General features: G+C 61.2%; 18 protein-coding genes. 10 read left to right on the forward strand and 8 right to left on the reverse strand.

Features of this window, described 5'->3' with window-relative positions; all coding sequences use genetic code 11:
• Nucleotides 1–27 precede the first annotated feature (27 nt).
• Both DXT74_RS13455 and DXT74_RS13460 read left to right on the forward strand, forming a co-directional pair.
• Complete coding sequence (locus DXT74_RS13455) at nucleotides 28–2,595, forward strand: fimbria/pilus outer membrane usher protein (protein WP_194426201.1); 2,568 nt, start codon at nucleotides 28–30, stop codon at nucleotides 2,593–2,595.
• Nucleotides 2,596–2,623: 28 nt separating this feature from the next.
• Nucleotides 2,624–3,592, forward strand: a complete 969-nt coding sequence (locus DXT74_RS13460; RefSeq protein WP_194426202.1) for a fimbrial protein — start codon at nucleotides 2,624–2,626, stop codon at nucleotides 3,590–3,592.
• Between the two features lie 221 nt (nucleotides 3,593–3,813).
• On the opposite strand, the gene DXT74_RS13465 is transcribed toward DXT74_RS13460, so the two are convergent.
• Nucleotides 3,814–4,107: a hypothetical protein gene (locus DXT74_RS13465; protein WP_043641660.1), complete on the reverse strand. Its 294-nt coding sequence runs from the start codon at nucleotides 4,105–4,107 to the stop codon at nucleotides 3,814–3,816.
• A 370-nt stretch (nucleotides 4,108–4,477) separates the two neighbouring features.
• Complete coding sequence (gene yaaA, locus DXT74_RS13470; RefSeq protein ID WP_231138182.1) at nucleotides 4,478–4,678, reverse strand: peroxide stress protein YaaA; 201 nt, start codon at nucleotides 4,676–4,678, stop codon at nucleotides 4,478–4,480.
• 256 nt (nucleotides 4,679–4,934) lie between these two features.
• Here yaaA and DXT74_RS13475 point away from each other — a divergent pair, with 256 nt between their 5' ends.
• Complete coding sequence (locus tag DXT74_RS13475; protein WP_194426203.1) at nucleotides 4,935–5,390, forward strand: RICIN domain-containing protein; 456 nt, start codon at nucleotides 4,935–4,937, stop codon at nucleotides 5,388–5,390.
• Between the two features lie 85 nt (nucleotides 5,391–5,475).
• Nucleotides 5,476–5,910, forward strand: a complete 435-nt coding sequence (locus DXT74_RS13480) for a hypothetical protein (RefSeq protein ID WP_081554646.1) — start codon at nucleotides 5,476–5,478, stop codon at nucleotides 5,908–5,910.
• A gap of 48 nt (nucleotides 5,911–5,958) precedes the next feature.
• Here the strand turns inward: DXT74_RS13480 and DXT74_RS13485 are convergent, their stop codons facing one another.
• On the reverse strand, nucleotides 5,959–6,819 hold the full coding sequence (locus DXT74_RS13485; protein ID WP_194426204.1) for a LysR family transcriptional regulator: 861 nt from the start codon (nucleotides 6,817–6,819) through the stop codon (nucleotides 5,959–5,961).
• A gap of 136 nt (nucleotides 6,820–6,955) precedes the next feature.
• Between DXT74_RS13485 and DXT74_RS13490 the strand changes: the two genes are divergently transcribed.
• From DXT74_RS13490 to DXT74_RS13500, 3 genes are all read left to right on the forward strand, one after another.
• The gene (locus DXT74_RS13490; protein WP_043641662.1) at nucleotides 6,956–7,405 is read left to right on the forward strand and encodes a multidrug/biocide efflux PACE transporter; all 450 of its coding nucleotides are present in this window, start codon (nucleotides 6,956–6,958) and stop codon (nucleotides 7,403–7,405) included.
• A 95-nt stretch (nucleotides 7,406–7,500) separates the two neighbouring features.
• The gene (locus DXT74_RS13495) at nucleotides 7,501–7,953 is read left to right on the forward strand and encodes a multidrug/biocide efflux PACE transporter (RefSeq protein ID WP_043641663.1); all 453 of its coding nucleotides are present in this window, start codon (nucleotides 7,501–7,503) and stop codon (nucleotides 7,951–7,953) included.
• Nucleotides 7,954–8,286, forward strand: coding sequence for a multidrug efflux SMR transporter (locus DXT74_RS13500; RefSeq protein ID WP_043641665.1), 333 nt, complete (start codon nucleotides 7,954–7,956; stop codon nucleotides 8,284–8,286).
• 141 nt (nucleotides 8,287–8,427) lie between these two features.
• Here the strand turns inward: DXT74_RS13500 and DXT74_RS13505 are convergent, their stop codons facing one another.
• The 3 genes from DXT74_RS13505 to DXT74_RS13515 all read right to left on the reverse strand — a co-directional run bounded on the left by DXT74_RS13505 (nucleotide 8,428) and on the right by DXT74_RS13515 (nucleotide 13,838).
• Nucleotides 8,428–10,263: an amidohydrolase gene (locus DXT74_RS13505; RefSeq protein WP_194426205.1), complete on the reverse strand. Its 1,836-nt coding sequence runs from the start codon at nucleotides 10,261–10,263 to the stop codon at nucleotides 8,428–8,430.
• 285 nt (nucleotides 10,264–10,548) lie between these two features.
• Nucleotides 10,549–12,435: an amidohydrolase gene (locus DXT74_RS13510; protein WP_194426206.1), complete on the reverse strand. Its 1,887-nt coding sequence runs from the start codon at nucleotides 12,433–12,435 to the stop codon at nucleotides 10,549–10,551.
• Nucleotides 12,436–12,611: 176 nt separating this feature from the next.
• Nucleotides 12,612–13,838, reverse strand: a complete 1,227-nt coding sequence (locus DXT74_RS13515; protein ID WP_043641668.1) for a diguanylate cyclase — start codon at nucleotides 13,836–13,838, stop codon at nucleotides 12,612–12,614.
• A gap of 117 nt (nucleotides 13,839–13,955) precedes the next feature.
• Here DXT74_RS13515 and DXT74_RS13520 point away from each other — a divergent pair, with 117 nt between their 5' ends.
• From DXT74_RS13520 to DXT74_RS13530, 3 genes are all read left to right on the forward strand, one after another.
• Nucleotides 13,956–16,787, forward strand: coding sequence for a valine--tRNA ligase (locus DXT74_RS13520; protein WP_194426207.1), 2,832 nt, complete (start codon nucleotides 13,956–13,958; stop codon nucleotides 16,785–16,787).
• A 134-nt stretch (nucleotides 16,788–16,921) separates the two neighbouring features.
• Nucleotides 16,922–17,758, forward strand: a complete 837-nt coding sequence (locus DXT74_RS13525; RefSeq protein ID WP_194426208.1) for a hypothetical protein — start codon at nucleotides 16,922–16,924, stop codon at nucleotides 17,756–17,758.
• A gap of 600 nt (nucleotides 17,759–18,358) precedes the next feature.
• Nucleotides 18,359–18,871 carry a hypothetical protein gene (locus DXT74_RS13530; RefSeq protein WP_194426209.1) on the forward strand — a complete coding sequence of 171 codons (513 nt, stop codon included), beginning with the start codon at nucleotides 18,359–18,361 and terminating at the stop codon, nucleotides 18,869–18,871.
• Nucleotides 18,872–19,016: 145 nt separating this feature from the next.
• On the opposite strand, the gene DXT74_RS13535 is transcribed toward DXT74_RS13530, so the two are convergent.
• Nucleotides 19,017–19,508 (reverse strand): DUF2269 family protein, encoded by a 492-nt coding sequence (locus DXT74_RS13535; RefSeq protein WP_194426210.1) that lies wholly within the window; start codon nucleotides 19,506–19,508, stop codon nucleotides 19,017–19,019.
• On the reverse strand, nucleotides 19,505–19,981 hold the full coding sequence (locus DXT74_RS13540) for a MarR family winged helix-turn-helix transcriptional regulator (RefSeq protein WP_114153567.1): 477 nt from the start codon (nucleotides 19,979–19,981) through the stop codon (nucleotides 19,505–19,507). Before DXT74_RS13540 ends, DXT74_RS13535 begins: the two co-directional genes overlap by 4 nt.
• Nucleotides 19,982–20,053 lie beyond the last annotated feature (72 nt).

Here is a 20,053-nt window from a genome sequence, read left to right on the forward strand (position 1 = left end):
CGCCTGCGCAGCAAAACGGATTGCGCGATGAAACCTTCCTCGACTCGATTACAGGCTGAATGCTGGAGCCTGTCGCTTCTTGCCTCGCTTATTTGCGGGTTGTTCGGCGGCCCTTTGGCCTGGGCCGATGCGCCGGCGGCGCCGACATCACCGCCGGACGATGTACAGTTCAATCCGGCGTTCTTGACCCGGCCGTCAGGCATGCCGCCGTTGGGACTAAGCCGTTTCAACCAGGCAGGAGGGGCGCTGCCCGGCAATTATCGCGCCGACGTGTACGTCAACGATGCCTGGATCGGCCGTCGCGACGTGCTGATGAAGGAGCGTGATGATCACAAGGTGTTCGCCTGTTTCAGCCGAAAGGCGCTGGAAGAGATGGGCGTGGATTTCAAGCGTCTGGAGCAGAAGCCGGAGAGCGCGCCGATGCAGGACGAGCCCTGTCGGGATATTGCCCAACTCGTGCCCGGCGCCTTCTCCGGCTTCAATAGCGGCGATTTGCACCTGGACGTCAGCGTGCCGCAGAAATACCTGCGCGCGCATGCTCGCGGCTATGTCGATCCCCAATACTGGGACGCCGGCGCGCCCTTTGCCGGCTTCCTCAACTACAACGCCAACGTCTACCGTTACGACACCGGGTCCAATGGCGCGTCCACCCAATATTATCTGGGCGCCAACGCCGGCCTGAACCTCGGCATGTGGAGGCTGCGCTATAACGGCACCGTTACCCAGCAGGATGGCGGCAACGGCAGCCAGCGTCATTACCAGGGGACGTCGGCCTACGCCCAGCGCGACATCACCGACTGGCGCTCGGTTCTGACCGTCGGCGACAACTTCACGCCGTCGGACTTGTTCAACAGCGTACCCTACCGCGGGGTGCAGCTCAATTCCGACGACCGCATGCAGCCGGAATCGATGCAAGGCTATGCGCCGGTGGTGCGCGGCGTGGCGGAGACCAACGCCAAGGTATCGATCCGCCAGAACGGCAACCTGATATATGAAAACACCGTGCCGCCGGGCGAGTTCAGCATCGACGATTTGTACAACACCGGCTTCGCCGGCGATCTGAACGTGACCGTGACCGAGGCCGATGGCCGGGTGCGCACCTTCGTCGTGCCCTACGCCTCGGTGCGGCAGCTATTGCGTCAGGGTCAATCGCGCTATTCGGTGACGGCTGGGCAGTGGCGGGACAGCACGCTGAGCCAGCATCCGGACTTCATGCAAGCCACCTACCAGCGCGGCGTGAATGGCAGCTTGACGCTGTACGGCGGCGGCATCGCCGCCGAACATTACCAGGCCGGCATCTTCGGCGCTGGGCTCAATACCGCCATCGGCTCTCTGGCGCTGGACGTCACCCAGTCCTGGGCCAACCGCCTTCCCAATGTCGCGGGCAGCGAAAACATGAGCGGTCAGAGCTATCGCCTGGCTTATAGCAAATTGCTGGAAAGCACCAACACCAACTTCACGGTAGCGGCGTACCGCTACTCCACCACCGGTTATCTGCAGTTCCGGGACTATGTCAATCTGCTGAATCAGAACGGCATGGTGTACCGCACCCGCAACCAGTTTCAATTGAACGCCGACCAGCCGCTGCCGGCGGGCTGGGGCCATGTGTACATCAGCGGCTCGACGCAGGACTACTGGAATCAGCGCGGCCACGACGTGACCTATCAGGTTGGTTACAACAACCGCTTCAAGGGGGTCAACTTTAGCCTGTCCGCTGGCCGGCTGCACGATACTCTGGGCAACAACGTCAACCAGTACACGCTGAGCGTGTCGATGCCGCTTGGCCGCGCAGCGCACGCCCCGCTGCTGACCGCCAGCGTCAACAGCAATAGCGATCACAGCGGCAGCACTCAGTTAGCAGTCAGCGGCACCAGCGGCGAACTGAGCAACCTGAGCTACAACGTCTACGCCAGCGATACCCGCGCGCCCTCAGGCAGCAGCAGCGGCGGCGGTGGAGCCAGCGTGCAGTACGCCAGCTCGGTGGCCACGGTCAGCGTCGGCGGCAGCAGTGTGGGCCATTCCTCGCAAGTCAATGCCGGGGTCATGGGGGCCCTGGTGTTCCATCCGGGCGGCGTCACTGCGGCGCAATCGGTGGGCGAATCGTTCGCCGTCATCAACGCGCCGGGCGCGGCGGGCGCGGCGGTCAACAATACCAATGGTGTGCGCGTCAATCAGGACGGTTACGCGGTGGTGTCGTCGTTGATGCCGTACCGGCAGAACGAAGTCTCGCTGGACCCGAAAGGGATGAGCGAGAACGTCGAGCTGCAGGAGACCGCGCAACAGGACGCGCCGCGCGCCGGAGCCATCGTGATGCTCAAATTCGCCACCGAACAGGGCAAACCCGTCATCGTGACGTTGAAGCGGGCCGACGGCAGCGCCGTGCCGGTGGGGGCGTCGGTGCTGGCCGACAACGGCGACGTGCTGGCGATGGTGGGGCAGGGAAGCCGCGCCTTCCTCCGAGGCATGGAAGGGAAAACCTTGCGGGCCAACTGGGGTAGCGCGCGGGATCAACAGTGTCGCTTCCATTATCCGCCCTCGGCGCGACTGAATGGCGCGGGTTATTCGATAACCGAAGCAGTATGCGATGCCGAGTGAAGGCTAGCGATCAGAAAGCGAAAGAATGATGAGCCAATCGATTATCCGCGTGCTGCGCGCCTGGCTGTGCGCGATCTTGCTGTGCCTGCCGGTGACCAGCCATGCCCTGGCTTGCTGGAATGGCGCCAGCTCCTCAGGCAGCGTGACGTCCACCTTGAGCCTGCCCGGCAATCTGTACGTTTCCGCGGCCGTGCCAACCGGCACGGTCATCTGGCAGTCGCCCTTGCAGACCATCAGCGTCTATTGCCAGCAGAGTCTGGGCGAGAATGTGTATTTTTGGGTCAATCCCAAGAAGGCGGCGCTGGCGGCCGGCCTGCAGGTCGGCATCATCTTCAACGGGCAGACTTACACGCAGTCGAACGGAGCGATCAATACCGGCATCTTTGTGCCGGTTGCGGGCACCATCTCCACGACGCTGCAATACTCCATCGTGCTGCTCAAAACCTCGGGCGCGCCGTCCAGCGGTACCGTCGCGGTTAGCCAGTACTCGGTGTTTCAACTGGACGGGGTGGGGGGCTTGAATGGTTATCCCGGGGTCAACTACAACCAGTTGATCAACGGCTCGGTGACGTTCACGCCTGGCGGCACTTGTAATCTGAGCACGGCGGATGTCAACCGGGTGGTGACCCTGCCAACGATAGGCGTCAGCGCCCTGCCTGCGGTGGGCAGTGCGGCGGGTAGCGTCAGCTTCACGATTACCGCGAACAACTGCTCGACCGCGCTGCATACCGCCACCTTCAGTTTTTCCGGCACGCCGGATGCGAATAACCCCATCCTGTTCGCGAATACAAGCGGCACGGCCAAAGGCGTGGGGGTTTTCATGGGAACGCTGGCGGACGGGCGGAATATAGGAGCGAACAGCACCAATAACACCCGAGTTATGAATATCCAGTCGCAGACGGCGCAATTGCCTGTGTTCGTCGAATACATGCGGACAACGACGGTGGTGCCTGGCACGCTGCAATCGGTGGTGACGCTCAATATGCTGTATCAGTAATCTGACTTTACGGGCAAAGCAAACGCCGCCGCCGCGGAGTGTCCGCGGCGGCGGCGTTTTTGAGTTCTCACGGCGCTGAGAACGTGTCTACGGTCTAGCGAGCATGAGCGAGACAAGGCGAAAACCGCTGAGAAAGCGGAATGTACAAGTAGTGCATGAGCATTTCGAAGCGGTTTTTTTAACACCGTATCGCCGCAGCGCGGCAGATTGTAAACAGGTTCTTAGTTGTATACGACGGTAACGATCTGGCCTTCGGTGAACTGGCTGGTCTTCACATTGCTGATCGTCACGGACTGGGTGTTGTCCATGCCGGAGCAAGTAGGGCCGGACGAAATCTTGCGAGCGGCCTGATACAGTTGCGGATGCGAAGAGTAGCGGACCAGTGTGCTGGCTTCCTGCGCGCACGGCTCTTTAACGATGGCGCCGGAGAAGCCGATGACACCGCCTTGGGCAGCCAAGGTCAAGCCGGATTGCATGGCCGCCAGCGCAGCCAAGGTGGTGATGAATTTGTTCATATTGAGCCTCTACTGGATTCGTTTTGCTTGTTTCAAGCAGATTGCCGGCCCGCTTGTCGCTGTTTTGATCGCTACCTTGTTTAAACTGAAGGTAATGATCTGTAAAGTTTTATGAATACCGAGTGTAGTTGTCGGGCTTGTTAAATTCAATATTGAAAATTGTTTAATTATTGGTAATCAATTGTTTAATATGAGAATTTGGCGGAGACGGTGGTTGACTGCAGAAGGTTTTGGCCGGATTGGTCTGATGGCTAAGACGGAGATGCATGCGGATTTTGCATGATTGTTTGGGTGAGAACTGTTGCGCGCAGGATGCAGTCAGTCGTTGAGCGCCGGCTGGGGCGTATCAGTGATGTTCGAGGTGGAAAACTCAACTCAGCTGGCAGGTGGAGGCCGCCTCGAAGGTGTAGCCCTCGCTGTCGAAATTGCGCAGCGCGGCCGGGTTGGTGACGCCTCGTCTGACGGCCCTGCGCGCCATCGGCCCGCGGGCGCGTTTGGCGTAGAAGCTGATGATCTTGCACCGATCGTTCTTCTTGTCTTGGAAGAACGGTGCGACGATGGCGGCGTTCAACGCTCTTGGTGAGCTACTCCATATGGCGCATGCCCGGCTGTTTTCGTTGGCGTCGCCTGCACGCGGACAGACCGTTCTTCAGTGGACGAATTTAAGCAATTTCACCTAGCGGCGTCTAAGTCAGTGTTTATGATGGGGTTTTTGGGTGGATTTTAAGCCGGGCGCGGCTCGTTTCGGGCGCGCGCTTGCAATACGGGGAAACCTTGCTAGTTTGAGAAAGCCAATAATTGATTGGCATAAAAATGGGGGTTGCCATATGTCTTTCTCTAGCGTTCCTTACTTCCTTACCTATAGCCAGAACATCTCGCTGGGCATTACCGCCAAAGATTCGATGAGCGGTTCCCAGCTGTACCTGCAGCCCATTCAGGGCAACTTCCTGTCGCTGTTCAACATCGACTTCGCCAACGGCGTGTTTGCCTTGGCCACCAGCGGCAACCAACTGGTGATCGACATTTCCGACCTGTCCAGCGGCAAGCCCTTGGTACTGCGTCCGTACAATCCATCCTCACTGAGCCAGCAATGGGACCTGTTCTCCCGTCCGGGCTATATTTCCAGCCGTCAAAACAACAATCTGGTGATAGACAACCAGAGCCGTGGCGGCGTGGGGAGCCTGATCTGGCTGTACGAGTTCAACGCTTCGCCGGCACAGCAATGGGCGCTCAAACCGCTGACCTCGGCTCAACGCTCGGAGCTGGTGCTGGAAACCGCTTAAGTAAGCGAAGGGCACGGATTGCGGCGGCGGGCGGTATGGCCCGCCGCCGCTTTTGGGTTTTACGGAAGAAGTAAAGGAGCAAGAAATGGGTTTCAGCAGCACTTCGTATTTCATCACCTCGGCCTATTTCCCGGATTACGCCATCGTGGCCGACGATTCAATCAAGGGCGCTCGGCTTAGTCTGCAGCCGTTCCAGAACAACTTCTCCGCCTTGTTCAATATCGACTTCGATCGAGGCTTGTTCGCGCTGGCTACTAGCGGCAACCAATTAGTGATCGCCGCCAATGAAGCGGCCGATGGTTCGCCGTTACAGTTGGATCTGTTGCCGGAACCGGCCTTGCCCAATCAGCGTTGGGATGTGTTTTCGCAGCCGGGAAATATCGTCAGTCTTGCGGATCGTTCCCTGGCTTTTGGCTTCGGCATGGAAAAAATCTTTCCGCCGACGCTGCGCTTGCGCAAACTGCATCCCGGCCGGCCGCCGATGTGGATTCTGCGGCCGATGACGATGCCCAGCGCCTGAGTTCTCGCCATCCCCCGCGCGGGGCTTGCCCGCGGCGCGGCGGCGTAGTCATGAGCGCAGCAGCTGCTCGCGCACCCAGACGGCGGCCATGCCCAGCGGCCGCCGTCGCGACCACACCAGATCAATGTGGCGCGCCTTGGGCCAGCCCGGCGCGCGCAGCTCGCGCAGCCGCTCCGCGCCGAAGGAGTCCGCCAGCCAGCGCGGCAGCTCGGCCCAGCCCGCGCCCAGAATCGCCATCTCCAGCAGCATCAGATAGCTGGGCGCGAACCAGCAGCGCCGGCTCATGGTTTCCGGTTTGCTTTCGGTATAGGTGTTGAGCCGCAGTTCGCGGTGGCGGCTCAGCGCCTGCCGGTCCACCTGTTCCAGCGCCGCCAGCGGATGGCTGCGCGCCACATACAGGGCCACTTCGCTAACCTCGCCCAGCGTGGCGTGGCCGATATCGGCCGGGTACTGCTTCTGCGCCGCCATGCAGCCCAGGTGCGCGCGTCCGGTCTGGATCAAATCCAGCACATCGTCCTGTTCGCCCACCAGGCATTCCAGTTCCAGCGCCTCGAAGTTCTGTTCCAGTTGGCGCGTCACTTCCTGAAAACGCGAAGACTGATACGTGTCCGACAGCACCAGGGTCAGCCGGGGCTCCAGCCCGGCGGTCAGCAACTGCGCCTGCTGATTCAATTCATCGCCAATCGCCAGCATCTGCCGTGCATAGCCCAGCAGGTGGCGGCCGGCCTGGGTCAGCGTGGGCTGGCGGCTGCCGCGGTCGAACAACTGCACCGCCAGGTCTATCTCCAGGTTGGCGATGGCCTCGCTGATGGTGGACTGACTTTTGCCCAGCCGCCGCGCCGCGGCGGAAAAAGAGCCCAGTTCGGCGGCGTTGGCAAACGCCGCCAGCGCGTCTAGCGACATACTCATATCGGTTTCTCCGATTAAAACTATCTTTATCCTATCCGAAAAACCAATAAAAATCGCGTCATTGTCTTGCTAATCAAGCCGCGGCGCAGCAGATCGCAAACTGCTTCCAAACGCCGCGGCGGATCAAGGAGAATCGATGCATGTAAAGAAATCCTGGCTGGAACGCGCCTTCTACGCCGTGACTTACGAACTGTGCGCCATCAGCCTGCTGATGTTGTTGGCTACGCTGCTGCTAAAGCAGGACACCGCGCAGATCGGCATGCTGGCGCTGATGATGACCAGCGTGGCGATGTCGTGGAACATTGTGTTCAACAGCCTGTTCGAACGCTGGGAGCGCCGCCGCGGCTGGGCGCGCACGCCGGCGCTGCGCGTGGTGCACGCGCTGCTGTTCGAGGGCGGGCTGGTGACCCTGCTGGTGCCGCTGGCGGCGTGGTGGCTGCAGATCAGCTACTGGCAAGCCTTCTTGCTGGACATCGGCTTCTTCCTGTTCTTCCTGCCCTATACCTTCGTCTTCAACTGGCTGTACGACGGGCTGCGCGCCAGCCTGCTGCGGCGCCTGAGCCGCGCGCGCGCCGGTCTGGCTTAATGCATCGGTTTTACCGATGGTTATTATTTTTCAACCATCCGAAAAACCAATCAGAATAGCGGCTGTCTTTAATACGGTCATGATTGGGAAATAACATGAACAAACAAAAATCCTGGCTGGAGCGCGGCTTCCACGCCGTGATGTACGAGCTGTGCGCGATGGCCATGCTGGTGCCGCTGGCCTCCTTGGTGATGGAGCAAAGCCTGCTGCATATGGGCGCGCTGGCCTTCATGATGTCCACCGCCGCCATGATGTGGAACGTGGTGTTCAATATGTTGTTCGACCGCATGGAAGCGGCGATGGGCTGGAGCCGCACCGTGGGCGTGCGCACCTTGCATGCGCTGATGTTCGAAGGCGGGTTGGTGATCATGCTGGTGCCCTTGGCGGCCTGGTGGCTGAACGTCAGTTACTGGCAGGCCTTCCTGCTGGATTTGGGCTTCTTCGCCTTCTTCCTGCCTTACACTTATATATTCAACTGGCTGTACGACTCGCTACGCGCCAAACTGCGCATGCGCGGCGGCAAGCCGTGCGCTGAACTGGAGTCTTGAATGAAAACCTGGTTGTTCCTGGCCGTCGCCATCGTCAGCGAGGTGATCGCCACCTCCTCGCTGAAAGCGTCGGAAGGCTTTACCCGCCTGGGCCCGTCCTTGCTGACCGGCGCCGGCTATCTGCTGGCCTTCTACATGCTGTCGCTGACCCTGCGCCAGATCCCGGTGGGCGTGGCGTACGCGCTGTGGTCCGGCGTCGGCATTGTGCTGGTATCCATCGTGGGCTGGGTTTTATATGGGCAGAAGCTGGATGCGCCGGCAATGATAGGCATGGGCTTGATCGTGGCGGGGGTGTTGGTGATGAATTTGATGTCCAAGTCCGTGGCGCACTGAAAACCTGTTTACGATCGTCAGCCCGTTCTTGGCTTGTGAGACTATGAACAGGCTCTGTGAAGGCCGGGCTCCAATCCGAGTCCGCAACGCAAAAACCGGCCGGGAATCCCGGCCGGTTTTGTTTTGCGCGGCGGGCGCCGCTCAGTGGGTGTCGGGGTTTTGATAGACCGGCTTGCCGGCCAGCCAGGTTTGATGGATAGGAATGTCGCGCAGCGAGCCGGCCGGCACCGACGGGTCCAGCGGATCCTTTTGCAGAATGACCATGTCCGCCAGCTTGCCCGGTTCCAGCGAGCCGACGATGTGGTCCATATGGCATTGCCATGCGGCGTCCAGCGTCACCGCGCGCAGCGCGGAGATGCGGTCCAGGCATTCCGCCGGGTTCAGCGGCTGCCGTTCCGGGTCCGCCTCCATCACCCGCGTCACCGCCTGCTCCATCATCCGCAGCGTGCCCAGCGGCGACACGAAGTGGTCCGAATGCAGGCTGATGCGAAGGCCGGCCTTGAGGGCGGACTGGCAGCGGTCCAGCATCTGGGCGCGCTCGCGGCCCAGAATGGTGGTCTTGAACACCTGGCCCCAGTAGCCTACGTGGCCGATCAGGAAGCTGGGCGACAGTTTCAGCCGCGCCATGGTGGCGATGCTGGCGTCGCTCAGCAGCGAGCAGTGCTCAATGCGCGAGCGCAGCGCCAGTTTGGGATTGGGCGTGCCGTCCTTGGCGTTTTCGTCGAACAGCGCCAGCTCGAAGCTAGCCAGCACATAGTCCACCGCCTGATCGCCGTTGGCGTGCACCAGCACCGGCCAGCCGGCGTTCAGCGCGGTTTGCAGCCGGGTGGCGAATGTGGTCGGCGGCGTGAAGTTGAGCAGGCCGCGCGGCGAAACGCCGGGCACGTGGTGCTCATCCGCGCAGCAATAATCCTGCGATTGGTAGCCGGTCAGGCCCTGATTGGAACCGTCGGCTATCAGCTTGAGCGCGCGGACGCTGAAGCGGTCGTCATCGTGCTTGTTATGGTTGAGCTGATAGGTTTGTAGCCACTGCTCTTGCAGCCAGTCTGGGTTGCCGTACAGCGCAGCGCCTATCCGAACCGGCGCCAGCGGGCTCTGGGCGAAGGCGCGCATCAGCGTGATTTCCAGCGGCCCCAGGCCGGCGCCCAGGCCGGCATCGAATAGCGTGGTGATGCCGTTGGCGGCGGCGTCGTGCAAAATTTCCTGCACCTTGGACAGCACATGCGGCGCGGCCAGGCCGGGGATCACCGCCAGCACCTTGGCGACGTCGGACTCGGTGGTCACGCCCTTGCCCTTGGGGTCCAGCCCGGCCAGTTTCACCGCCGCGGAGTTGGCGTAGCCCAGATGGCCGGAGGCGTTGATCAGGAAGATAGGCACTTCCGAGCTGATGCTGTCGAGGAAGTCCAGATCCGGTTCTTCCCAGGTGCTCATCAGCGACGGGTCCACGCCAAAGCCGGTCAGCCAGCGCGGCTCGCCGTTGAGGGTGTGGCCGCTATGGCTGGGCAGTTGGCCGCGCAGTTGTTCGCCGACCCAGGCCAGATTGTAGCCCGGCCGCAGGATCTGGCCCTCGAAGGGGCTCAGGTTGATCCAGTTGCGGTACAGCGCGCTGGGCAAGATGTGCATGTGCGGATCTATCATGCCGGGCAGCAAGGTTTTGCCGCGCAGATTGATAAGCTCGGCGCGCGGCTGCGCGCGCATATCGGCTTCCACCTGCTGCAGGCTGCCCACGGAGATCACCTTGCCGTGGGCGATGCCCAAGGCGTCCACGCGGCTGGGCTGGCCGCCTTGCAGCGTATAGATGGGCCCGCCGTGAAAGATGGCCGCGTCCTGATGCAGCGCCAGCTTGGTGCGTTCTACGGCAGTGCGGACCAAGCTGGCCAGGCTCTCGGTCCAGTTATGGTGTTGCAGTTCATCCAGTTGCGAGGACAAGCTGGGCAGAGTGCAACACGCGCAGCCGGGTTGATGGGGTAGGGACATGGGGCGCTCCTGTGCATGGCGTCGGGACGGCGCGGCGACGCCGCGCACAGGGTGAATTATATGCCAATGGCAATCTTGCGGGGCTGACAAAAGCTGAGCAAGGCCTCGCCTGCGCTGGGCCCATGCGGCGCCGCGCGCCTCAGAACCTGTTCAAAGCCTGCTGCGCTTCGTGGAGGGTTGCACGGTGAGTGCACGCTCAAAATGTTCATGCACCCCTCGACCATTCCGCTTTTTCGCTCGTTTTCGCCTTGTCTCGCCCTTGCTCGCGAGGCCATGAACAGGCTCTCAGGCCGGCGGCGCGGATTCCGTCGCGCATCCCAGCTTGGCATGCAGATACACCGGCGCGCCGGAGCGCCAGGTTTGCAGCACCGCGATATCGCGCAGATTGCTCACCGCCGGGTCCAGCGGGTCCTGCTCAAGCACTACCAAGTCCGCCAGCTTGCCCGGTTCCAGCGAACCGACGATATGGTCCATATGGCACTGCCAGGCGGCGTCCAGCGTTACCGCGCGCAGCGCGCTGAGCCGGTCCAGCCGCTCCGCCGGGTTCAGCGCCGGCTTGCCGCCGGCCTGTTCCGGCGCGGCCTCCATCACGCGGAATATCGCCTGCTCCATCATGCGCAGGCCGCCCAGCGGGGTGACGAAGTGGTCGGAGTGCAGGCTGATGCGCAGGCCGGCGCGCTTGGCGGACAGGCAGCGGTCCAGCAGCTTGGCGCGCGCCTCGCCCAGAATGGTTTGCTGGAAGGCGCGGCCCCAATAGCCGACGTGGCCTATCAAAAAACTGGGCGACAGCTGAAGCTGCGCCATCTGGGAGATGTGCTCGTCGGTCAAGAGCGAAGCGTGCTCGATGCGATGACGCAGCCGCGTGCCGGCGCAATCCGGCCGCAGCGGCGCTGAGGGGTGGTTGAGCGCGTGTTCGTATGCCTGCAGCACCTCGTCGATGGCGCGGTCGCCGTTGGCGTGTACCATGGCCGGCCAGCCGTGCTCCACCGCCTGCCGCAAATGCGGGGCGAAGGCGCTGGGCGGGCGGAAATTGAACAGCCCGGTGGCCGGCACATTGGGCACCTGGTGTTCCGGATAGCATTTGTAGGCCTCGGTCTGAAAACCGGTCAGCCCTTGGTTGGAGCCGTCCGACACCAGTTTCAGCGCCTTGATGCTGAAGCGCTTGTCCTCCATGCCGTCCAGGTCCGGGCGGAACAAGCGGGTCCACTCGTCCATCTGCCGGGTTTCGTTGGAAAACAGCGCGGCGGCGATGCGCACCGGGTTCAACGCGGTCTGGGCCACCAAGTCCAGCAGCAAGACCTCGAACAGCCCTTTGCCGGACCCCAGGCCGGCGTCGAACAGCGTGGTATTGCCCATCTTGGCCGCGCCGTGCAGCACCTGGCTGATGCTGGAAAGCAAGGCGGCCGGGGACGGGGAGGGCAGCGCGGGCATCATCTGCAGCACCTGCTCCTCCACCAGCACCCCCTTGCATTCCGGGCTGATGCCGGCCTTGGCCAGCGCCGGCGCGTTGGCGTAGCCGATGTGGCCGGAAGCGTTCATCAGGAAGATCGGGAGTGAGTCGCCAAACTGGGCAAACCAGTCCAGGTCCGGTTCGGTCCAGACCCGCATCAGCGAAGGATCCAGGCCGAAGCCCAACACCCAGGCCGTGCCGTCCTTGGCCTTTTGCTGTTTTTTGGGATCGGCCAGCGCCGCGCGCACCGTGTTTTCCACGCCCGCAATGCCGTAATCCGGCGTCAGCGTCTGGCCGGAGAACGCGCCCACGTACTGCCAGGACGAAAACAGCGCGCTGGGGAGGATGTGCATATGGGGATCGACGAAACCGGGTAGCAAGGTAGCGCCTTCCAGCGACATCTCCTCCGGTTTTTTATGCCCGGCGGCGGCCATGGCCTGCCGCACCTCCTCGCATGAACCGGTGGCCGCAATTCGGCCCTTGGCGATGCCGATGGCGTCCACCGTTTGCCGTCCGCTGCTGGCCAGGGTATGGATGGGCCCGCCGTAAATGATCAGCGTCTGAGGCGGCGAGGGCGGCAGCAAATGTTTTTCCTGTTGGCGGATCAGCCGCTTGGCCTCGTCCTGCCAGTCGGGCCGCTCGGACAGCTCATCGTGCAACTGAGCCAACAAAGGAAGAGTGCAGCAGGCGCAGCCTGGACCGTGCGGGTGATGATGGCTCATGGCGGATATCCGGTTGAAACGCCGGCTCCGGGGGAAGCGCGGGGCCGCGCGGAAGGAACGGAAAAAGCGATGTCATTATAGGCGGCGTCCCGGCGCAAACAAACGGCGAACTGGCCATTTGGGCGGGGGGCGGCCAAGAGCGGGGCAAAGCGGCAAAGCGCCGGCTATGACGCTCTTCAGCCGCCGCACACCTGATTGCGGCCATGCTGTTTAGCGTGATACAGCCGTTCGTCCGCCAGCTTCAGCAGCCGGCTGACCTCCGGCATGTCCGACGCGGCAACGCCAATGCTCACCGTATAGCGCAGCCCGCCCTTGGCGGTGGTCAGGATGCAGCTCTCTATCGCCAGGCGCAGGCTCTCCAGCCGGCACACCATGTCCAGCTCGATGGGGCTGGGGCTGAGAATCACAAACTCCTCGCCGCCAAAGCGCGCCACAATGCCGTCCGGGAAAAACTGCTCCATCAGCCGCGCGGTGTTGCAGATCACCTGATCGCCCACATCGTGGCCGTACTGATCGTTCACCCGCTTGAAGTGGTCGATATCCAGAACCGCCACACCGTAGCCGTTCTTCAACTGCATCACCTGTTCAAAAAAGTGCCGGCGGTTGGATAAATTGGTCAGCGGGTCGCGGTCCGCGGTTTCCTTCAGGGATTCCAGGTTCTCCACAAACTCCACATTGCGGGTGACGCGGCAGAAAAACTCCTCAAAATTAAACGGCTTTTGCAGAAAGTCGTCCGCCCCCGCCTTGATGAAGCGCGTGGTCATGGTGGGGTCCTGGTTGCCGGAAATGCCGATGATGGCCAGGCGGTCGTGATCCAGAAAGCGGCGTATCGTGCTGGTCATCCGCACCCCGTCCATGCCCGGCATGTCGTTGTCGCTCAGCACCAGCTTGATGTGCTTGTCGCGGTGCAAAATCTCCAGCGCCTGCTTGGCGTCCTCCGCCTCCAGCACCTGATAGCGGTGGCGCTCCAGGTTTTCGCGCAGAAACTGGCGGTAAGAAGCGGAGTCGTCCACCACCAGCACCTTGATGCCCGGGTTCTTGCGAATGCGGGTCAGCATCCGCATCACGTAATCGAAGGCGGCCGGGCTTTCCTTGCTCACGTAATCCACCACCGGCAGCTGCAAGATGCGGTCGCGCACCTCGCCGTCGGTGCGCGAAGTCAGCACGATGGTGGGAATCGCCTGCTGGAACAACAGCGGCAAATGCTCGCCGGCGGGAGAGTCCGGCAGGTTGTAATCCGCCACCGCGGCCAGGAAGTGCTGGCCGGAGGCCAGCGCCTCGCGCACCTCCAGCTGCGAGCACACCGGCAGCGGCGATAGGCCGATTTCCTCCACCATGCGGCACAAGGGGCGGATCAACACCATGCTGTCTTCAATCACCAAAACGCGCGTTTCTTCGCTCATCGTCCGCTTATCCCTTGGCTACCGCCTGATTCGCCCGCGCCGGCTCTCGGAGAACACTCCAAAACCGGGTATAATCGACCCATTTTTTCCATTCTAGAAGAACTACGATTCATCACCATGGAACTTGCCAAAAGCTTTGAACCCGGCGACATCGAACGTCGCTGGTACGCGCAGTGGGAACAGGCCGGCTACTTCAAGCCCAGCATGGACACCGCCAAACCGTCCTTCGCCATCCAGCTGCCGCCGCCCAACGTCACCGGCACCCTGCACATGGGCCACGCCTTTAATCAGACTATTATGGACGGTCTGACCCGGTATTACCGGATGAAGGGCGACAACACCGTGTGGATTCCCGGCACGGACCACGCCGGCATCGCCACCCAAATCGTGGTGGAGCGCCAACTGGCCGAGCAGGGCATTAACCGCCACGACCTGGGCCGCGACGCCTTCACCGCCAAAGTGTGGGAATGGAAAGAACAATCCGGCGGCACCATCACCAGCCAGATGCGCCGCGTGGGCTGCTCCGTGGATTGGGGCCGCGAATACTTCACCATGGACGACACCCGCGCCGAAGTGGTGACCGAAGTCTTCGTCCGCCTGTTTGAACAAGGCCTGATCTACCGCGGCAAGCGCCTGTCCAACTGGGACTCCAAGCTGGGCACTGCCATCTCCGACCTCGAAGTGATCTCCGAGGAAGAAGACGGCCACATGTGGCACATCAAATACCCGGTGGTGGGAAGCGACGAGTTCGTCACCGTCGCCACCACCCGTCCGGAAACCCTGCTGGGCGACGTGGCCGTGGCCATCGCCCCGGACGACGAGCGCTATCAGCACCTGCTGGGCAAGCAGCTGGAACTGCCGCTCACCGGCCGTCAGGTCCCGGTGATCGCGGACGAATACGTGGACAAGGAGTTCGGCACCGGCTTCGTCAAAATCACCCCGGCGCACGATTTCAACGACTACCAAGTGGGCAAGCGCCACAGTACCCAGCTCATTAACGTGATGAGCCTGGAAGCCAAAATCCTGGCCAAGGCCCAGATCTTCGGCTTCGACGGCAGCGCTCAGGGCACGATAGAACTGCCGGCCGCCTACGCCGGCCTCAGCACCCAGGACGCGCGCAAAGCCATGCTGGCGGACCTGCAAGCCCAGGGCTATCTGCTGGACACCAAGCCGCACAAACTGATGGTGCCGCGCGGCGACCGCACCGGCACCGTGATCGAGCCGCTGCTGACCGACCAATGGTTCGTGGCCATGGACAAAGTGGCCCTGGACAAAGACGGCAATCCGGATCCCACCGGCCAATCCATCGCCGCCAAAGCCATTGAAGCCGTGGAAAGCGGCGAAGTGCGCTTCATCCCGGAAAACTGGGTCAACACCTACAACCAGTGGATGAAAAACATCCAGGACTGGTGTATCAGCCGCCAGCTGTGGTGGGGCCACCAAATCCCGGCCTGGTACGACGAAGACGGCAACATCTACGTGGCCCGCAGCGAGGCCGACGCCCAGGCGCAAGCGCCGGGCAAGACCCTGCGCCGCGAGCAAGACGTGTTGGACACCTGGTTCAGCGCCGCCCTGGTGCCGTTCTCCACCCTGGGCTGGCCCAACGACACCCCGGACCTGCGCGCCTTCCTCACCTCCAACGTGCTGGTGACCGGCTACGAAATCATCTTCTTCTGGGTTGCCCGGATGATCATGATGACCAAGCACTTCACCGGCAAGGTTCCGTTCCGCGACGTGTACATCCACGGCATGGTGCGAGACCACGAAGGCAAGAAGATGTCCAAGTCCGAGGGCAACGTCATCGACCCGGTGGACCTGATCGACGGCATCGCGCTGGAACCGCTGGTGACCAAGCGCACCACCGGCCTGCGCCGCCCGGAAAAAGCCCCGGCCATCGCCAAGGCCACGGAAAAGCTGTTCCCGGAAGGCATTCCGGCTTACGGCACGGACGCGCTGCGCTTCACCATGGCCAGCTACGCCACCCTGGGGCGCAGCGTCAACTTCGACTTCAAGCGCGCCGAAGGCTACCGCAACTTCTGCAACAAGCTGTGGAACGCCACCCGCTTCGTAATGATGAACGTGGAAGGCAAGGACTGCGGCCAGGACGAAAGCCTGCCGCTGGAATACAGCTTTGTTGACCAGTGGATCATCGGCCGCCTGCAACAGGCCGAAATCGACGTCACCAACGCGCTGGAAACCTACCGCTTCGATATCGCCGCCCAGACCATTTACGAATTCATCTGGAACGAGTACTGCGACTGGTACGTGGAACTGGCCAAGGTGCAGCTGCAAACCGGCAACGAAGCCCAGCAGCGGGCCACCCGCCGCACCATCGTCCGCGTACTGGAAGTGGCGCTGCGCCTGACCCACCCGCTGATGCCCTTCATCACGGAAGAGCTGTGGCAGACCGTGGCCCCGCTGGCCAACGCCAAGAGCGCCCCGTCCATCATGCTGGCCCCGTGGCCGGCGGCGGAAGCCGGCAAGATCAACGCCGCCGCCAACAGCCGCATGGACGCGTTCAAGGACATGGTCAACGCGGTGCGCAATCTGCGCGGCGAAATGGGCATTGGCCCGGCCGTCAAAGCCCCGCTGTTCATCGAAACCGGCGATGCCACGGTGGCGGACTTCGTGCCCTACCTGAAACTGCTGGCGCGGCTGACCGAAGGCTCCATCGTGGCCGCGCTGCCGGAAGACGACGCCCCGGTGGCCATCTCCGGCGACGCCCGCCTGATGCTGAAAGTGGAAGTGGACAAGGCCGCCGAAACCGCGCGCCTGACCAAGGAGCAGGGCAAGGCGGAAGCCGAACTGGCCAAGCTCACCGCCAAGCTGGAGAAGCCGGGCTATGTAGACAAAGCCCCGGCCCACCTGGTGGAGCGCGACAAGGCGCAGTTGGCTGAGCTGAACGACAAGCTGGACAAGATCAAGGTGCAGTTGGCTAAGCTGGCTTGAACCTAAGCCTGATCTGGACGTGAAGAAACCCGCCGCGAGGCGGGTTTTTTTCATGATTAATCACTAGATTGATCCGTGTTCTTGAAATTTTTATTATTTTGTCATATTGTTTTGTGTGATATTTCGGGGGCAATATGCAGAGTCAAGATAAGCTAAGTATGGAGTCGGCTAAATCAAATTGGTGGGAGGGCTATATTATTAGATATAGCCTTGGAACTTTGGTTTGGTCTCTGATTTGTTGGTTTTTGGTTTTGAATCTGGCCGAAACATCACAAATAAGATCATTTGTTTTTTCCAAAGAAACAGTTGTGAATTATGTGATTGTGGCTTTTATGGGATTGACCTTTTGTTATATCGCAAGTGCTCCAATGTTGGTGCTGCATGTTTCTCGCTATCAAGAAAGAAAAAAATTAATTGGTCGATGCTTTGATAAGATTGGGTTTTTGGTGTTATTCAGTTGGCTAGCTTTGACTAGTGGGGTCCTTTATTTTTGCGGTTACTTTGATGTGGAATTGACTGGGCATCAGTTTAAACTAATGTCAATTTTGGGTGTTGTTGTCTTTGTTCTGATTGTGGTGCAAATGGGGGTGCAGCCAAAAAGTGAGGATGATATCGTTGATGTGTTTGATTTTTATGATAAATTGACATTTTTAAGGTTTTACACTTTTAGCGATATCATGACTTCTTATCGGCATCTACGGGAGCATGGAAATGCGTATGCGGTTCTTTTGCTTGAGCTTCTGCTGGGGTTTACGTTGTGGTTGGCTTTAAAGTTGCATATATATCTTGTTCCTATGGTTGTTGTTGCCTGGGTCTTTCCTGCTGCATATTCTTGGCAGGTAGGGACTAATATTGAAAAAATGTACATTAAAAAACATCATGAAGCAGCGGTAAAAAAGCATAGACATACTATTTACAATGGTAGAGTGAGAAAATCTGGTAGGCCTTATTGTTTTCCTTGTCGAAGGTAAGGTTTGGGGTCGAGTCCGCTGCGCGGATGATGATTTAGGGCCGGTTCCGCCCGGTAAACGGAAAGGGGAATTTGCGCGGCCAAATTCCCCTTTACCCCAAAGGCCGCCCTGCAAGCCTGGCCTACGGCTTCCCGCCGGTTCCCGTCAGGTCCGAGGCGCGGCTGAACTCGCAGCGCGCTAACGTCGCGCTGCTCGAACAAGCAGCCGCTTAAAACCTCGGGCCTGCCACCCATCGGCAGGCTTGAAGGGAGTTGGGGCGCGTCGGATACGTGGCCAGCTTCGCAGCTAACAGGCGAGTCGATCTCGTTTGCTATGAACCGGAGCCGCTCTGGCTTGACTCCCCCCCACCATCTAGCCAACAATGGCCCCGCGCTGCCATACAAACAGCGCCGGGACTGGTCTCCTGTATGTCTCCCCCGGCGGACACGCCGCGATTTCGCGGCTTTTTCGTGTCCGGTTGCTATTGCTTTGCCTGAATCTGGGCGGGCCGTGGCAGGGGCGCCTACGGGCGCGCCGGTCCGAGGGAGCGGTGAGACCAGCCTTGTCATGTGCCCGCCTTGCCGCGTCTAGCGGCCAGGCCCTTCATTTAAGGAGGTTGCAATGGCGAAGCCAGTCCGTCCGATGCCCCACATCGAATCCACTCCATCCCATTCCAAGGATCCCGCCGTCCAGCAGGACAGCGTTTCCCCGCAACAGCCGGCGCTGCGGCGCTCGCAGTACCGCTGTGTTTCCGTGGAAACCAAGGCAACCCGCCTTCCTTTTGTCCGCTTTATTCCGGGCCGCAATCATCCGCATTACTGGCAACCGGCCGAACCCGAGGATTACGCCGAGGCCTGCATGCTGGGCCGCCAGTATGCCGCGCACTTGGCGCAGTGGCTGAAAAGCAATGAGCTGGACGCCGGCCGCGGCTTGCTGCTGCGCATTGCCAGGGATATGGACCACAGCGACCGCAGCCACCGCAACGGCTTGCGCCGCGGCTTTTTCAACTATCTGGAGACCTTGCTGTGCGTGGCCGGGCGGCAGTTGAACTTGTATCGCCACGTGGAGGCGATGCACCAGTTGCAGCGCAGCCGGGATCTGATGGCGTGCCTGGAAGGCAAGCGTAGGCGTTGAGCGGATTTAAGCGCGGCCTGGCCTGGGTCAAACCGCGCTTGAGCTGATTGTAAAATGCCCCGCCTGCTGACGCTGGCGGGGCATTTTATTGAAAAAGAACAGGTGTGAGCGGAGCCGCTCATACGGCTTCATGCCTAAGCCTCCCTCAGCCAACTGACGGGATGCTTCCCGCCGCGCGAGCGCGAACGCCGGGCCGCCAGACGCCAACCGCTGCGGTGATCACGATCAGCAGGATGTTGAGCCCGCCGCCTATGGCTTCGCGCAAAGTCGCGGCGTGGAAGTCCGCGCCCAGCGCGCCATTGAGCAGCGCGGCTTGGGCCAGTTGATTGGCCATATCCACCACCGGCACCACCACGAAAGAGGCGTTGAGCAGAATCAGCAGCGTCAGGCCCAGCTTGAGCTGGAAAAAGCGGTTGCGCGGGCCGTAGCGCCGGTAGCCCATCAGCAGGCCGCTGATCAGCATCAGCCACAGGCCGGGCACGGTCAGCACCCAGGTGCCGATATGGATTTGCTGCCGCGTTTGCGCCAGCAGGGCCGGCGTGGCCGGGCCGGTTTCGGACAGCACGACCCAGGCCAGGATGCTGCCCAGAAACAAGGCCAGCGCGATGAAGTGAATCAGTTTGAGCGTGCGATTCATGACTCTTCTCCAATTGGGGGGCTGAGCGTGTCCAGCGTGCTCAGCAGTTGTTGCAGGGTGTGGCAGGCAGCGTCGAAATCCGCGTCGGGCAGGCGCCGCGCCAGTTGCTCCGTCCATTGCGCCTGGCTGCGCTGGGTGCCGGCCACGGTGCGTTCTCCCTTGGCGCTCAGCCGGTACAGCGGGGAGCGGGCGTGTTGAGGGTTGGGCAGCACGTCGAAATAGCCTTCCTCCACCAGCTTGTGCAGTTGCTTTTGCGCGCCTTGGCGGCTGATGCCCATGCGGGCGGCGATTTGTGGCGCGGTTTGCGCTTCGCCCGCCAGGCCCGCCGCGCCCAGCACTTGCCAGCGCGCGCTATTGATACCCAGGTGGGCTACCAGTTGGTCGCCTCTGTCCAGCAGGGTGCCGTTTAGGCGGAAGATCAGCAGCATCAGATCGGTGATGCGCTGTGGGCGATGGCTTGGTTTTGATGGCATGCGGCCTCCTTTTGACAACTGGTTGCCATTATTGACAACTGGTTGTCAAATTGCAAATCTATTTTGATCCTG

This window comes from Chromobacterium sp. Rain0013 (assembly GCF_015291765.1).
Taxonomy (GTDB): Bacteria; Pseudomonadota; Gammaproteobacteria; order Burkholderiales; family Chromobacteriaceae; genus Chromobacterium; species Chromobacterium haemolyticum.